Annotated in this window: 11 protein-coding genes; 6 read left to right on the top strand and 5 right to left on the bottom strand. The window is 64.9% G+C overall.

Annotated elements, in window-relative coordinates; genetic code table 11:
- Positions 1-15: 15 nt before the first annotated feature.
- The 3 genes from PRZ03_RS02915 to PRZ03_RS02925 form a co-directional block, all read right to left on the bottom strand.
- Positions 16-1230 carry a metallophosphoesterase family protein gene (locus PRZ03_RS02915; protein ID WP_273598939.1) on the bottom strand — a complete coding sequence of 405 codons (1215 nt, stop codon included), beginning with the start codon at positions 1228-1230 and terminating at the stop codon, positions 16-18.
- Between the two features lie 122 nt (positions 1231-1352).
- Positions 1353-3440 (bottom strand): 3-hydroxybutyrate oligomer hydrolase family protein, encoded by a 2088-nt coding sequence (locus PRZ03_RS02920; protein WP_273598940.1) that lies wholly within the window; start codon positions 3438-3440, stop codon positions 1353-1355.
- Between the two features lie 110 nt (positions 3441-3550).
- Entirely contained in the window at positions 3551-4516 is a 966-nt protein-coding gene (locus PRZ03_RS02925) for a helix-turn-helix transcriptional regulator (RefSeq protein ID WP_273598941.1), read from the bottom strand.
- A 104-nt stretch (positions 4517-4620) separates the two neighbouring features.
- Here PRZ03_RS02925 and PRZ03_RS02930 point away from each other — a divergent pair, with 104 nt between their 5' ends.
- Genes PRZ03_RS02930 through ampC form a run of 4 tightly spaced genes read left to right on the top strand, consistent with a single transcriptional unit; the run spans position 4621 to position 9225 of the window.
- A complete protein-coding gene (locus PRZ03_RS02930) occupies positions 4621-5007 on the top strand; it encodes a BlaI/MecI/CopY family transcriptional regulator (RefSeq protein WP_263534267.1) in 387 nt (128 codons plus the stop codon).
- Positions 5004-6782, top strand: coding sequence for a M56 family metallopeptidase (locus tag PRZ03_RS02935; RefSeq protein ID WP_273598942.1), 1779 nt, complete (start codon positions 5004-5006; stop codon positions 6780-6782). Before PRZ03_RS02930 ends, PRZ03_RS02935 begins: the two co-directional genes overlap by 4 nt.
- Before the next feature lie 53 nt (positions 6783-6835).
- A complete protein-coding gene (locus PRZ03_RS02940) occupies positions 6836-8002 on the top strand; it encodes an FAD-dependent oxidoreductase (RefSeq protein WP_273598943.1) in 1167 nt (388 codons plus the stop codon).
- Positions 8002-9225, top strand: coding sequence for a class C beta-lactamase (ampC, locus tag PRZ03_RS02945; RefSeq protein ID WP_273598944.1), 1224 nt, complete (start codon positions 8002-8004; stop codon positions 9223-9225). Before PRZ03_RS02940 ends, ampC begins: the two co-directional genes overlap by 1 nt.
- Here the strand turns inward: ampC and xdhB are convergent.
- Positions 9167-11482, bottom strand: coding sequence for a xanthine dehydrogenase molybdopterin binding subunit (gene xdhB, locus PRZ03_RS02950; RefSeq protein WP_273598945.1), 2316 nt, complete (start codon positions 11480-11482; stop codon positions 9167-9169). The two genes, ampC and xdhB, sit on opposite strands and share 59 nt — an antisense overlap.
- On the bottom strand, positions 11479-13017 hold the full coding sequence (gene xdhA, locus PRZ03_RS02955; protein WP_273598946.1) for a xanthine dehydrogenase small subunit: 1539 nt from the start codon (positions 13015-13017) through the stop codon (positions 11479-11481). The genes xdhB and xdhA overlap by 4 nt, the downstream gene beginning before the upstream one ends.
- A gap of 73 nt (positions 13018-13090) precedes the next feature.
- Between xdhA and guaD the strand changes: the two genes are divergently transcribed.
- Together guaD and PRZ03_RS02965 are read left to right on the top strand one after the other, a co-directional pair.
- Entirely contained in the window at positions 13091-14416 is a 1326-nt protein-coding gene (guaD, locus tag PRZ03_RS02960) for a guanine deaminase (RefSeq protein WP_273598947.1), read from the top strand.
- Positions 14413-14799: a nuclear transport factor 2 family protein gene (locus tag PRZ03_RS02965; RefSeq protein WP_273598948.1), complete on the top strand. Its 387-nt coding sequence runs from the start codon at positions 14413-14415 to the stop codon at positions 14797-14799. Before guaD ends, PRZ03_RS02965 begins: the two co-directional genes overlap by 4 nt.
- Position 14800 lies beyond the last annotated feature (1 nt).

The raw sequence follows: 14800 nt of genomic DNA on the forward strand, positions 1-14800 counted from the left end.
CGTTCTGCTTCAGCCTCATTGCGCCAGCGTGACTTGCTTGAGCACCTGGGTGGGGCCGAAGGCGTCATTGAAGCCATAGGCGGTGATCTCGACCTTGCCGCTCTTGCGAATCAGGACATTGGCCCAGGAGTAAGTGCGGTCGGTGGCCGGGTGGGCCGAAGCTTCACCGTTCTTCGAGTCAAAGGGCGAGCCGCCCGCGCCGACCAGCACCTGCCAGGCCGCGCCCTTGGGTTGCTGCATATTGAAGATGTGCTCGTGGCCGCAGAAGTAGGTCGCGCGGTTGTCTTCGATCACCTTCCAGAAGGCGTCACGGGCAGCGACGTTGACGTCCAGGCCGCCGGCCGGTGTGGCGGTGTTGGTAGCCGAGTAGTTGTAGGTGTAGGCTGGCTTGTGGCCGAAAGCAAAGAAATGCTTGGCGCCGCGCGTCTTGGCGGTGGCGAAGTCACTGGCCAACCAGGCGGCCGGGGCCTTGGCGTCGGCGCCGACCGGGTCGGTGTTGACGACGGCGAAGTGCGAGTCGCCTACATCGAAGCTGTAGGACAGCTGGCTCTGGTCGGTGCTGAGGCCATCGAATGCGCCGTTATTGCCAACGTTCACATGGCTGGCGTCCTGGCCGACGACGGCCTTGAAACGGGCGCTGTCGATGATCAGGTCGCCCATATTGGCGCGCCAGGCATTTTCGTTCTCGACCTTGGCCTTCTTGCCGCAGGCCTTGCACTGAGTTTCGTGGTTACCAGGCACAGGCACGACATAGGTGCCGGTTTCCATCACAGGCGCCACCATGCCGCGCCAAAACGCATACTGGGTGTAGAACTTGACCAGGTCGCTGTTGAGGATGTCGCTGACATTGCTCGGTGCCACTGGCGCGCTGATGGCCGTGCCGCCCAGGTTGGAGGTGTAGCCGAAACCGGCCCAGCCGTAGCCGTGGATCATGTCGCCATTGAAGAACAGCAGGTTCGACTTTTGGGCCTGGATGCTGCGCAGAATGCGCGAAAAGGCCTTGCTGCTTTGCAGCCAGGTCTTGTCTTGGCCGGACAAGGGGCCAAGCGTGGGGTCAGCGGTGAGCGGGTCCTGACGCGAATCACCGACGGTGGCGAAGCTCAGGATGACAGGGTCCGCATCAGCGGCGACCGCCGCCGTAGAAGACAGGGCCAGCGCGCCCAGCAAAGCGGTGGAAGCCGCGCATGCGAGCGCATGCCGGCCGATGTTTTGGCTGATCAAAGTGAACATGAGGTCCCTCCAGGACTCTAGGTGAATGCAGGGCGCCCAAGGTGTCGGGCGCCTATCCGAACGACTGCGCGCAGCCTAGGGTCTGGAGGTGACAGTGGTGTGACGTGTGCTTCTTGCTCGGTTCAGTTCGCCACGTCGATCGCCCCGGCCGTGATGACGATGCTGTCAGCTGCGGCCGGTGTGGCGGCGATCGCCGGCACATGAGCGTCACTCAGCGGCACGCTGGCCGAGGCGCGGGCCTTGGCGCGCACCAGCTGCGAATCGGGCAGGGCCGCACCGGTCGTCAGCTTGGCCCACATCAGGTCCAGCGCACGCAGCGTGTAGACATGCAGCGGCACCAAGGTCTTGGGGTACATGCCGACCAGGGCGTCGAAGTGGTTGGCGTCGGTCACCTCGTAGTAGCGCAAGCCACTGCTGGCGTCGGCGCGTTTGTTCAGCGCGGCATAAGGGCGCGAGTTGTGGTTGACCGGGATCAGCGCATCCGAGCGGCCATGCACGATCACGACCGGCTTGCCGCGCAGATCGCCGCTGACGCGCACCTCGCTCAGCCCCGTTTTGACGCGCGCCGCCAAGGCCTGTTCGGCCGCGCTGTAGGGGCTGCTACCCACCGCCGCGCCTGTCGCCAGGCGGCGCAAGCAGGTGGCGCCGTCGAGATAAAAATCAGGCTTGCCGCTGCTGGGCGAGGCAGCCAGCAAGAACAAGGCCGGCCCGCCGACCGAGCCGTCTGCAATGATGTTGAAAGCGCCGCCCAGAAAGCCCAAGCCGCCGCCGGTCGCCCAGCCGGTCTTGAAGGCCTCGGCCGCGGGAGCCACTGGCGTTTGGTAAGCGGCGTCAATGCCGGCCACGCTATAGCCGCAGACGCTTTCCGTCACCGAGGCGCGGGCGAAGGCATTGGCATAGGTGTGTGCCACCAACTCGGTGAACTCGAAGCCGTAGTGGCTGTCATGCAGCAGGTCGGATTCGGCCTCCCAGCCATAGGCGTGCAGCTTGGCCAAGGCGTCGGCCGACTGTTCGGCCAGGCTGCTGCCGCTGACCAGCCCTTGCGCCGCCAGCGAAGCGCAGCGGTTGGCCGCGAAGGGTGCGATCACGAAAGCGCTGCTCGGCGCCAGCGCGGCCGACTGGGTCGCGCAGGCCTGGTAGAGGCCGGCCCTGGTGATGTAGTCAAACAGCGGCTTGGCCGAGGTCGGCACGCTGACGCCGCCCCGCTTGACGGTGAGGCCCGCGTTCTCGGGGAGATTGAGCTGGGGCTCGCCGGCCACCACGCCGCGAATCAGGCCCTCGCTGTCTTGTTCGGCGGCGCGCAGCACGGCTGCGCCGCCATTGGAGATGCTGGAGGCGATCACCAAGGTGTTGAGGGGCGAAAGGCTGGCGGCCGGGAACTGCTTGTTCAGCACATAGAGCGCCACCTTGATCGATTGCAAGGTGTATTTGCCCCAGTCTTTCTCGGGGTTTTGCTTGCCATGCGCATGCTTGAGGGCCAGGCGGTTCGGATTGGCGGCGCGGAACTTGGTCAAATCGTCGCCAAGTAAATTGGCATTGAATGTCAGGTCTTTGCGCGTGCCGGCCGTGGCCACCGCGCCGTCGAAAGCAAAGCTGTTGTCGCGGTCCAAGTCATGGATGCCGACACCGCCGCCTTTGTCCGTTAGCGCCACCGCGCAGCCTTTGTTGAGCGCCCACTCGCCGATGGTGCCCAGCTCGCCATAGACCGGCCGTGAGCCACTCGACGGCACCGCCACCACGCAGGCCTTAGCCGGGTCGAAATTGCTCGGCACCGTCACCACCATGGTGACGTTTTGCTTGCCGCTGCCGTCGTCGGACACCGCCACATACTCGCTGCCCTTGTTGCCTGCCGCCGAGATGCGGCCGTAATAGCTGCCGAAGCCGCCCGCCGCCGTCACGTCGAGCAGGCCGGTGTAGCTGGTTTGTATGGCCAAGGTGCGCAAATCCGCCGGGCTGGGGCTGGCAGGCAGTTTGTAGCTCAGCAGCTCGGTCAGCGAGGCCGCCTTGCCGGTCAGCAGGCCGTTGCTGCTGCCGTCGTAGTCGGTGCGAAGCGGCTCGGCACTCAGGAACTCAGGCTTGAGCTTGAAGGGCGCGGCCGGGTCTACCGGCAGGGGCGGCGGGTTGTCGTCCCCGCTGCCGCAGGCCGTCAGCAGCAAAGGAAAGGCGAGTGCGATCAAGGCCGCGATGGGCAATTGCCGGTGTTTGAACATGCTTGTCTCCGTTATTGTTGAACGAGGGTCTGAATGCCCTCGACTCCGCAATCACGATAGACGCAGCGACCGCGCCACTCAATCACGCAAATGCGTGACAGCTCAGCCCCTCATTGCTCCATCAGGCGCTGAGCCAGCGCCGCCTTGTCATGCACTTGCAGCTTGGCGTAGGCGCGGGTGATTTGGGTGCGTACCGTGTTGGGCGCGACACCCAGTTCGCGGGCGATCTCCTTGCTGCTCAGGCCGGCGGCATAGCGCCGCGCCACGGCGCTTTCACCCGGTGTCAGTGCCGCCAGTGTGTCGACCGGCTTGGCCGAGCAGACCCACAGATGCTCTTGGCGCCTGGCGCTGACCTCGACTTGCTGGCCTCGAAAGCTGACGCCGCGTTTGAGTGCATCCAGCAAGGGAAGCGGCAACTGACGGCTGCCCATTTCGGCCCATTGCAGGCGCAAGAGCGTCAAGAACTGCGGGTCGGCGGTCTCTATGCCGCCCTGCGCGTTGACCAGGGCCGAAGCGCGCTGCGCCCGCGCGCTGTCTTGTCGGTCGAGCAGGGCATTGCGGTGAATGACGATGGCGCGCGACAAATGGGCCCAGGTGGCGTGTAGGTAGTCGGCGTCTTCGGCCCCAAAGCCGCTGTCGCTGCTGCGGTAGAGCACCAGCCAACGTCCTGGCAGGCCAGCGACGGGCCGGTCTCCGAACAGCAGCAAATGGCGCAGGTGAAAGGCCTTGCTGAAGTCAGCCATTGCGCCTGTTACCTGCTGGCGGCCACTGTACTGGGCTTGGCAGTCGACCGCCAGGGGCTGGCTCAGGCCTCGCAAGAACTGGCCGGTGACCGGGTCTTCGGCAGCGACCGCGCCATAGGCTTGCAGAATCTTTTCATCGCGCTGGTGCACATGGGCTTGGGTGATTTGCAAAGGCCCTTGCGGCGCAGGCCCGGATTCCCCCAGCCCCAAGACCGCGCCGTCAAAGCCGACCGAGCGCCGCAGCAAGCGCAGCGCCGCCTCAGGGAACTCCTGATAGCTGGCTTGTTCGGCCAAGCTGTACAGCTCGACCATGGCGCGGGAAAAGGCGTGCATGGCGTGATGATCGCATGGGCGGGCTCGGGCCCCAACTGTTTCTTCCGACGGCTTTGGCTTGAAATTTTTCAGAATATTTGTTCTAGAACATTTATACTGAATGAATGCCGCAATCCAGCATTCCCCATCCCACCGCCGCCGAGCTCGATCTATTGCGTGTGCTCTGGCGCATCGGCCCCGCCGACGCCAAGCAAGTGCACGAAGCTTTGCTGAGCGATCGCCCGGAGGCCACTTACGCCACCGTCTTGCGGCAACTGCAGCTGATGCATGCCAAGGGACTGCTGAACAGGGATGAAAGCAGGCGGCCACAGCTTTATGCGCCGGCCCAAAAGCAAGACAAGCTGCAGACCCATTTGCTCAAGGACCTGATCGCCAAGGCCTTTGCCGGCTCGGGCAAGGCGCTGGTGCTGGCTGCTTTGAAGGGCCATGTCAGCGCGCAGGAGCGGGCCGATATTCAGAAGCTGCTGGATAGCCAGGGCGAGGGCAAATGAGTTCGACCTTGCTGCAGTCCTGGGTGCCGGCCATCGGTTGGGCCTTGTTGAATTTTGTCTGGCAAGGCCTGGTCGTCGGCGCGCTGGCTTGGGCCGCGCTCGGCTTCTTGCGTCAGGCCGGCCCGCGTTGGCGCTATGCGGTCTGTGCTTGGTCGCTGTTGATTTGCCTGTGTCTTCCGCTGGCTCATCTCGTGTGGATGCTGAGCGGCGATGCGGGCAGCAGGCTGCCGTCGCAGCTGACAGCGCTGCCCGCGTGGCTGCAGGCTGTGGCCGCGCAGCTGCCGGCCCTGGTCACGGCCTGGGGTTTGGGCGTTATGTTGATGGCGCTGCGTCTGGGTGCCGGCTTGGCCTGGCTGGGCACGCTGCGCCGCCGCGCCGGCCCGGCCCCGCAGGCCTGGCAGCAGCGCATGGACGCTTTGGCGAAGCGCCTGAACCTGGGCCGCAAGGTCACGCTGGGGCTCTTGCCCGAGCTGAGCAGCCCCGTCACCTTGGGGCTGCTGCGCCCCTTGGTGCTGATGCCCACCGCCTTGCTCAGCGGCATGCCGCCCGCCTTGCTGGAGGCCTTGCTCGCGCATGAGTTGGCCCATGTGCGGCGCTGGGACTATCTCGCCAATTTGCTGCAAAGCCTGGTCGAGTCGCTGCTCTTCTTTCACCCGGTGGTGTGGTGCTTGTCTGGCCAGATGCGCGATGCGCGCGAAGAAGTGGCCGACGAGTTGGCCGCCCAGGCGCTCGATGATCCGCGTCGTTTGGCCAAGGCCCTGCAGGCCTTGTCGCTGCAACAAGCTGCTTTGACACCGCCGCTGGCCATAGCCGCCAACGGCGGCAAATTGCTGCAACGCTTGGAACGCTTGTTGGCGCCTCAGGCCCAAAGTGCCGGTTGGAAAATGGCCTTGCCCGCTTTGCTGGTGGCCGCCGCCAGCCTCTGGATGCAGACGCAGCCGCGCTTGGGTGCCGGCGGCCAGGCAAGCGAAGTTGCCGGGCTTGCCGCGCCGAACCAGAGTGCCCGCCTGCCCAGCATGCCCCAGTTGCTGCAACTGCCAGTCAACGCCCGCCATATGCTGCTGCTGGACGAGAGCAGCGGCGCGGTTCTGATGAGCAAGGACGCCGACACGGCGGTGCCGATTGCCTCCATCACCAAGCTGATGACGGCGATGGTGGCGCTGGACGCCAGGCCAGACCTCGATGAGCCATTGCGAATTGAAGCCGGCGACTTGAACCCGAGCAGGCCCAGCGCCGCGCATCTGCCGATAGGCGCGAACATCAGCCGGCTCAGCGCGCTCAAGCTGACGCTGATGCCCTCGGACAACCGCGCCGCCGCCGCGCTGGCGCGCAACTATGCGGGCGGCACGCCGGCCTTTGTGCGGGCCATGCAGGCCAAGGCGCAAAGCCTGGGCCTCACGCAGACCCGCTTTGTTGATCCGGCCGGCATCTTGCCCGGCAATGTCTCCAGCGCCACCGAGGTCGCCAAGATTGCCGCCGCCGCCTCGCATTACCCTGAGATTGCACGCATCAGCAGCGAGCAAAGCGCGCGCGTGGGCGTCGATGGCCGTGCGCGCGCGGTGCGCAACACCAACCCGCTGGTGGGCGAGGAGGGCTGGGACATCCAGCTGTCCAAGACCGGCTACACCAGCGTGGCCGGCAGTTGCCTGACCATGCGCTTCAAGAGTGGCGGCCAACAATTCACCGTCGTGCTGCTGGACGCCGATGACTCGGCCGAACGCATGCGGGACGCCGGCCGTATTCGCGCCAATATTGCCATGCTGCACAGCAGTTAGCGCACCCGTGCCGGAGCCGCTCCGGTCAAAAAACTCACTAGGAAACTCTCGCTATGCAACGTCGCAACTTTCTGCGCGCGGGCGCAGCCACGCTCGCCTCTTTAGCTGCCAGCCAAGCCATGGCCGACGAACTTGGCAACTTTGCTCCGCCGCGCCAGCTCGCAGCGGTGCGCGCCAAGGCCGATCGCATCATTGACATCAATGTCTGCCGCCGGCCTTTTCGCGCCCAAGGGCCGCGCATTGAATCCGAGCAGCGCTACGGCAAGACCATCGTTCACCATTACGGCCATGGCGGCGCCGGCTGGTCGCTGTCCTGGGGCTCGGCCCAGCTGGCCCTGCCGCTGATCCGCGCCAGCGGGCCTAAGCAGATTGCGGTGATTGGTTGCGGCGCCATTGGCCTCACGACCGCCCGCGTCGCGCAAATGAACGGGATGAAGGTGCGCATCTACTGCAAGGAGCGCCCGCCCGAAGTGGCCTCATCCAAGGCCACCGGCATGTGGTCACCGGACTCGCGCATCTGCAGCAGCGAGCACGCGACGCCGGCCTGGACTCAAGCCTGGGAGCAGATGGCGCGCAGCTCCTTCAAGACCTATCAAAGCCTGCTCGGCCTGGCCGATCAGCCGGTCGAGTGGCGTGACGGCTATTTCTTGTCGGACATTCCCTTCGATCAGCCCTTGCCCGATTCCGCGCATGGCGGCGAGGACGACGAGTCCGACGAGCCCGACTACCCCGATCTGATGGCGCAGCTGGACGATCTCCGGCCCAGGTCTGTGCTCTTGAAGCCCGGCTCGCACCCGTTTCGCGTCGCCCATGCCAAGCGCTTCACGCAGATGAGCTTCAATATCTCCAGCTATCAGCGACTCTTGATGGATGACTTTTTGCGCGCCGGCGGCGAGATCGTGCAGCAGGAGTTTGAGCATCCGCGCCAGTTTGGCAACTTGCGTGAACGCACCGTCGTCAACTGCACCGGCTATGGCGCGCGTGCCTTGTTGGGGGACACCTCCATCATCCCAGTGCGCGGCCAGACCGCCCGCCTGGTGCCGCAAATCGAGGTGGATTACGCGCTGATCTACCGAGGTCACAACTTGTTCATGCTGCCGCGCCGCGACGGCGTGCTGGTGCAGGCGCAAGGCGAACATGACTTCGGCAATGAGGACACCCGTATCGACCGGGCGCTGTCGGTCGCTGCGGTGGAGCGGCTCGCAAGCTTGTTCGCCTGATGACTCTCGTGCAAAAGTTGTTGACCTTCGCGCTGGTCTGTTCATGCCTGCTGCCTGCCGGTACCAAGGCCGCCGAGCCCCCCGCAAAGCTTGTAGCCATCGTCGATGCGGCAATTCTTCCCTTGATGGCTCAGCATGACGTGCCCGGTATGGCGGTCGCGATCACGCTCAATGGCGAAGCCAGCTTCTACAACTACGGCCTGGCGTCCCGGGCGGCCCACAAGCCCGTCAACGAGCACACCTTGTTCGAGCTGGGCTCCATCAGCAAGACCTTCACCGCCACGCTCGCTTCATATGCACAAGTGCAGGGCAAGCTGTCATTGAACGACCATCCCGGCCGCTATATGCCAGCGCTCAAGGGTCGGGCGATCGACCGCGCCGCCTTGATCCATCTGGCGACCTACACCGCCGGTGGCCTGCCGCTGCAGTTTCCGGATGAAGTCGAGCCCGAGGGCATGATCGCGTATTTCCAGCAATGGCGGCCGAGCGCTGCGCCGGGCACAAGGCGCGAATACTCCAATCCAAGTATTGGCGTGTTGGGTCATGTCACCGCCTTGGCCTTGAAAAGCAGTTTTGTCGAGGCGATGCAAACCCAGCTGTTCCCGCAGCTAGGCGTGCATGACAGTTACATCCAGGTGCCGGACGCGCAGATGGAACGATATGCCTGGGGCCATAGCAAGGCCAATGCCGAGATCCGCGTGAGCCCAGGCGTTCTTGCCGAACAAGCGTATGGCGTCAAGTCGACAGCCGCCGACATGATTCGTTATGTGCAAGCCCAAATCGATCCGCAGCATTTGAGCGTGACCATGCAGCGTGCGATAGCCGGCACGCAACTGGGCCACTTCAAGGTCGGTGAGATGGTGCAAGGGCTGGGCTGGGAGCAGTACCCTTTCCCCATCACGCTGGATCGTTTGCTGGCTGGCAACTCCGAGGACATGATTTTCGAATCAAATCCAGCCAAACGCCTCTCGTCATTGGAAATGCAGACCCTAAAGGCCGGGTCGACCTTGTTCAACAAGACCGGCTCAACTGGGGGATTCGGCAGCTATGTCTTGTTTGTGCCCGAGCTGAAAATTGGCATCGTGATGCTGGCGAACAAGAACGTGGAGATCCCGGCGCGCATCACGGCGGCGCATGTGATTCTGAGCCAATTGGCGCAACTCTCTACACAGTCCCAACAGTCCGCACAGCCTGCAAGGCCGACAACACCGCCTCGGCCGTAGCCGGCGCCATCAAGTGCGGGTCGCAGCCGACCGGTCCGGCCGAGGCGACAGCATCCTTGATCGCCAGCAGTACCGAGAAGGGCAAAAGCAGCGGCGGCTCGCCGACTGCTTTGGATCGGTGAATGCTGTCGGCCGCATTGGCTTGATCGAAAAGGCTGACGCGAAAATCGGGCGGGCTGTCGTTGGCGGTCGGGATCTTGTAGGTGCTGGGCGCGTGGGTCAGCAGGGCGCCGGTTTGCGGGTGCCAGCGCAGTTCTTCGGTCGTCAGCCAACCCATGCCCTGCACAAAAGCGCCCTCGATTTGGCCTATGTCCAAGGCCGGGTTCAAGGACTTGCCGACATCGTGCAACACATCGGCGCGGGTGACGCGGCTCTCGCCCGTCAGCGTGTCGACCAGAACCTCGGCCACCGCCGCGCCGAAAGCAAAATAGTAGAAAGGCTTGCCCTGCAGCTTGCTGCGATCCCAATGCAGACCCGGCGTGGTGTAAAAACCATCGGCCCAAAGCTGGACGCGCTGCATATAGGCTTTGTGCACCAGCTCCGCGAAACTCAGGGACTGTTCGCCCGCGCTGACCCGCCCACCGCCGAACAGCACTTCTTCCGGCGTGCAGCCGAACAGCTGCGCCGCCAACAAGCCCAGTCTTTGCTTGATCTTGCGCGCCGCATCCTGCGCCGCCTTGCCATTCAGATCGCTGCCGGTGGAAGCGGCCGTGGCCGAGGTGTTGGCGATCTTTTGCGTATCGGTGGCGCTGCAGCGTACGCTGCACAGTGGCAGCCCCAACTCATGCGCCACCACCTGCGCGACCTTGGTGTTCAGGCCTTGGCCCATCTCGGTGCCGCCATGGTTGACCAAGACCGAGCCATCGGTATAGACATGCACCAAGGCGCCGGCCTGGTTCAGATGCACGACGTTGAAGCTGATGCCGAACTTCAGCGGCGTCAGCGCCAGGCCTTTCTTCAGCACCGGGCTGTGCCTGTTGTAAACGGCGATGGCCTCGCGGCGGTTTTGGTAGTCGCTGCTGTCGACCAGCCGGTTGATCAGTGCGGCGAGGATGTTGTCCTCGACCTGCTGACCGTAGGGCGTGATGTTGCGCCCATCTGCGTCGCTGTACAGGTTGCGTTGGCGCACCAGCAGCGGGTCCAGCCCCAAGCGGCGGGCGACCGAATCCAGAATCATCTCGATGGCCAGCGCGCCCTGCGGCCCGCCAAAACCGCGAAATGCGGTGTTGCTCTGCGTGTTGGTGCGGGCGCAAAAGCCGTGCAGGGCGACATGCGGCAGGAAGTAAGCGTTGTCGAAATGGCAGAGCGCGCGCGCCATCACCGGCGCCGACAGATCGGCCGAATGGCCGCAGTTGGAGATCAAGTCGACCTCGGCACCGAAGATCATGCCGGTCTCGTCAAACCCCACATCCCAGCGGTAATCAAAACCATGGCGGCGCCCGGTGATCATGAAGTCGTCATCCCGGTCCAGGCGCAGCTTGACCGGCCGGCGCAGCTTCGCTGCAGCAATGGCCGCCACGCAGGCGAACAGCGCCGACTGCGACTCCTTGCCGCCAAACCCCCCGCCCATGCGCCGGCATTGCACCTGCACCTGATGCGCCGCATAGCCCAAGGCATGGGCGACCAATTGCTGCATCTCGCTGGGATGCTGGGTCGAGCAGCACAACAGCATCGCTTGCTGCTCCTGCGGCAAGGCATAGCTGATCTGGCCTTCCAGATAGAACTGCTCCTGGCCGCCGACCGACCAGGAGCCGCTGAGCCGCTGCGGCGCCGTGGCCAGCGCCGTGGCCGCATCGCCCCGGCTCAGGTGCATGGGCGGCAACACATACTGGCCCAACTCATGCGCGGCCTTCGCGCTCAGCACGGCGGGCAGCGCCTCATAGCGAATCGCCGCCTTGGCCAGCGCGGCGGCGCGGCGCGCCAGCTCGCGGCTGCTGGCGATGACGGCAAACACCGGCTGGCCCAGGTAACTGAGTACGTCCGCGGCGAGGATGGGGTCGTCATGCAGCAGCGGGCCGCAGTTATTGCTGCCGGGAATGTCGGCGGCCGTCAGCACCGCGACCACGCCGGGCTGGGCGCGCAGCAGATCCAAGTCAATCGACAAGAGCCTGCCATGCGCGACCGGCGACAAGCCGAGTGCCGCGTGCAGCGTGCCCGCCAGCTCGGCGATGTCGTCGGTGTAGATCGCCTCGCCCGACACATGCAGCGCCGCCGATTCGTGGGGGCGGCTGACACCCACTTGATCATGGGTGCTCATGCAGCGCTCCCGGTGGCCTTGTTGAAGCTCACAGCCTGCCAGACGCTCAGCTCGGCGGCTGTCAAGGGCGCCTCGCTTCGTGTTTCCAGCCAGCAGCGGCGCAAGAGGTTTTGCGCGACCTGCATCCGGTAAGCGCTGCTGGCGCGGGCATCGCTCATGGGCGTGAAGTCTTGCGTCAGGGTGCTTTGGGCGGCCTGCATGCTCGCTTCTGTCCAGGGGCGCCCCAGCAATGCAGCCTCGGCCTGCGCCGCCCGTTTGACCACGGCCGCCATGCCGCCGAACACCAGCCGCGCCTCCGTGATCAAGTCACCGTCCAGCCGGATGGCCAGCACCGCGCAGACGGCCGAGATATCGCTGTCATAGCGCTTGGCGATCTTGTAGGCCCGCAGTCGCCAGTCGGCGCTGGGCAGCGGCAGGTGCATGGCCTCGATGAACTCACCGGGCTGCAAATCTTTTTGCATATAGCCGAGGTAAAAGTCTTCTAGCTTGAGGCGCCGCTGCTGTGAGCCACGGCGCAGCAGCAAGTCGGCGCCGAGTGCGATCAAGGCCGGCGCGCCGTCGCCTATCGGCGAGCCGTTGGCGATATTGCCGCCCAGCGTGCCGGCGTGGCGCACCGGCGGCGATGCAAAGCGCAGCCATAGCTCGCGCAAGTTGGGCGCGGCGGAAGTCAAGGCGGCCCAGGCGTCTTCCAGCGAAGCGCCGGCGCCTATCCACAGCCCGGCTTGGCCTTGAAAGGGCTGCGCGCGAATCTGGCGTAACTCATCTACCGCGCCGAGGTAGATCAGGTCGCCCAGATCGCGGAACTGCTTGTTGACCCACAGGCCGATGTCGGTGGAGCCGGCCAGCAGGCGGGCCGCCGGCTTGCTTTCGACCAAGGCGGCCAGCGCGGCCACGCTGCGCGGCGCATCAAAACTGTCGATGCGCTGCCCGAAGGCGGGGTGGGGCGCTTCATAGTGCAGAGCCTCGGCGTTGACCTGTAGCAGCTGCAGGGCGGCCTCGGCCGACTTCAGATCGAGGCGCTGGCCCGGCAGCTCAAACATCTTTTCTCCCGCATCCAGAATCGGCCGATAGCCGGTGCAGCGGCACAAATTGCCGGCCAGATCGTCGGCCAGTTGCTGGCGCGTTGGGCGGCTGCCGGCCTCGCTGTGTTTTTCATAGCAGGCTTGCAGCGTCATCGCAAAGCCGGGGGTGCAAAAGCCACATTGCGAGCCATGGCAGTCGACCAAGGCTTGCTGCACCGGGTTCAGCGAGGTGGAGGGCGAGCCCAGGTCTTCCACCGTCAGCAGCGCCTGGCCGTCCAGTGTGGGCAAAAATTGGGTGCAGGCGTTGACGTTGCGCAGCTCTAGCCGGCCCTGCCGCATCTCGCCCACCAGCACCGTGCAAGCACCGCAGTCGCCCTCGGCGCAGCCTTCCTTGCTGCCCAGGCAAGCGTGTTCGCGCAGGTATTGCAGCACGGTGGTCGTGACCGGCAAGCCTTGCACGGACTGGATCTGTCCTCGGTGGAAAAAGCGAATCGGGCGCGCGGGCAGGCTCATGTGGTGAATGTGCATCTGAGGCAATGGCCCGACGATATACGATCCCGCTCAGACCTTCGCCTGGAACCTTGCATTGCCACTCGCCACTCCCCCTGAAAAATTTGCCCTGCGCGGCGATCTGCTCGACTTCACGGCCGCACCGGCTTGGGGCGAGATCGACCCTGGCAGCGCGCTGCGCTTTCAGCCTGACCATTGGCTTCTGGTCGACGAGCGCGGCCGCATCCAGGGCACGCAGGCCGAGGCGCCCGATGCGAGCTGGCGGCAGATCGACCACAGCGGTCGCCTGATCCTGCCCGGCTTCATCGACACCCATGTGCATGCGCCCCAGCTCGACGTGATCGCCTCCTACGGTGCCGAGTTGCTGGACTGGCTCAACACCTACACCTTCCCGGCCGAATGCCGCTATGCCGACCCGGCTGTCGCGCGCGCCGGTGCCGAGCGCTTTTTGGACGCGCTGCTGGCTCACGGTACGACGGCGGCGGTGGTCTTCGCCACCGTGCACAAGGTTTCGGCCGAGGCGCTGTTCGAGGCGGCAGCGCAACGCGGCATGCGTCTGATCACCGGCAAGGTCTTGATGGACCGCAACGCCCCGGCCGCGCTCTTGGATGCCGATGTGGCCAGTGCGGAGCGCGACTGCGTCGATCTGATCTCGCGCTGGCATGGTGTGGGCCGCCTGGCTTATGCCGTCACGCCGCGCTTTGCACCGACCAGCACGCCCGCCCAATTGGCGATGGCCGGTGCGCTGTGCCGCGCCGATGCGTCGCTCTATATGCAGACCCATGTGGCCGAGAACCGCGCCGAAGTAGCCTGGGTGAGCGAGTTGTTCCCCGATGCGCGCAGCTATCTGGACGTCTACGCCCGCGAAGGCCTCTTGCACCCGCGCGCTGTACTGGCGCACGGCGTCTGGCTGGACGATGCCGACCGCGCCGTGCTCAAAGCCAGCGGCGCGCAGATCGCCTTCAGCCCCTCGTCGAATCTGTTTCTGGGCAGCGGTTTGTTTGACTGGGCGGCTGCGGCCCAAGCCGGCGTCGCGGTCAGTGTGGCCAGCGATGTGGGCGGCGGTAGCAGCCTGTCCATGCAGCGTAATTTGCTCGACGGCTACAAGGTGCAGGCGCTGGCGGGTCAGCGTATGAGCGCCTGGGCGGGTCTGCATGCCGCCACGCGCGGAGCGGCCGAGGCACTGGGGCTGGTGGATGAGATCGGCCACTTCGGAGCCGGCACGCTGGCCGATGTTTGCGTCTGGGACTGGGCCGTCGGCCCGGTGGCGACGGCCCGCGCCGAAGTGGCGCGCGGCCTGCATGAGCGGGTGTTCGCGTGGATGGGCTTGTCGGATGAGCGCAATCTGCACAGCGCTTATGTGGCCGGCGTGCCTAAATATTCTCGGAGCTCAACCGCATGACCGCAGACAAGATCGCCTTCTTTGTTGCTCTCGAGACCCGCGTCTGGCAAGCCTTGACCCTCGGCGACAAGCAGGCCTACTTGGCGCTGTTGGCGCCGGAGTTCCTGGGCGTCTATCCGAGTGGCTTTGCCAGCTTGGCCAAAAACCTCAGCACCTTCGAGCAGGCCCCCGGCTTTGCCCCAAGCTATGCGCTCAGCGAAGCGCGCATCATGGATCTGGCGCCCGGCCTGGTGATGCTGTCCTACCGGGCAGTGTTCCAGCGAGTCGCTGACGCTCAAGCCAAGGTGATGTATGTCTCGTCCTTGTGGCGCCGCCAAGAGGACGAAAAATGGGTCAATGTATTCAGCCAAGATAGCTTGGCACACGCCAGCACAAACGGGTAGT

Source organism: Roseateles albus (assembly GCF_028595345.1).
Lineage (GTDB): Bacteria > Pseudomonadota > Gammaproteobacteria > Burkholderiales > Burkholderiaceae_C > Paucibacter_A > Paucibacter_A albus.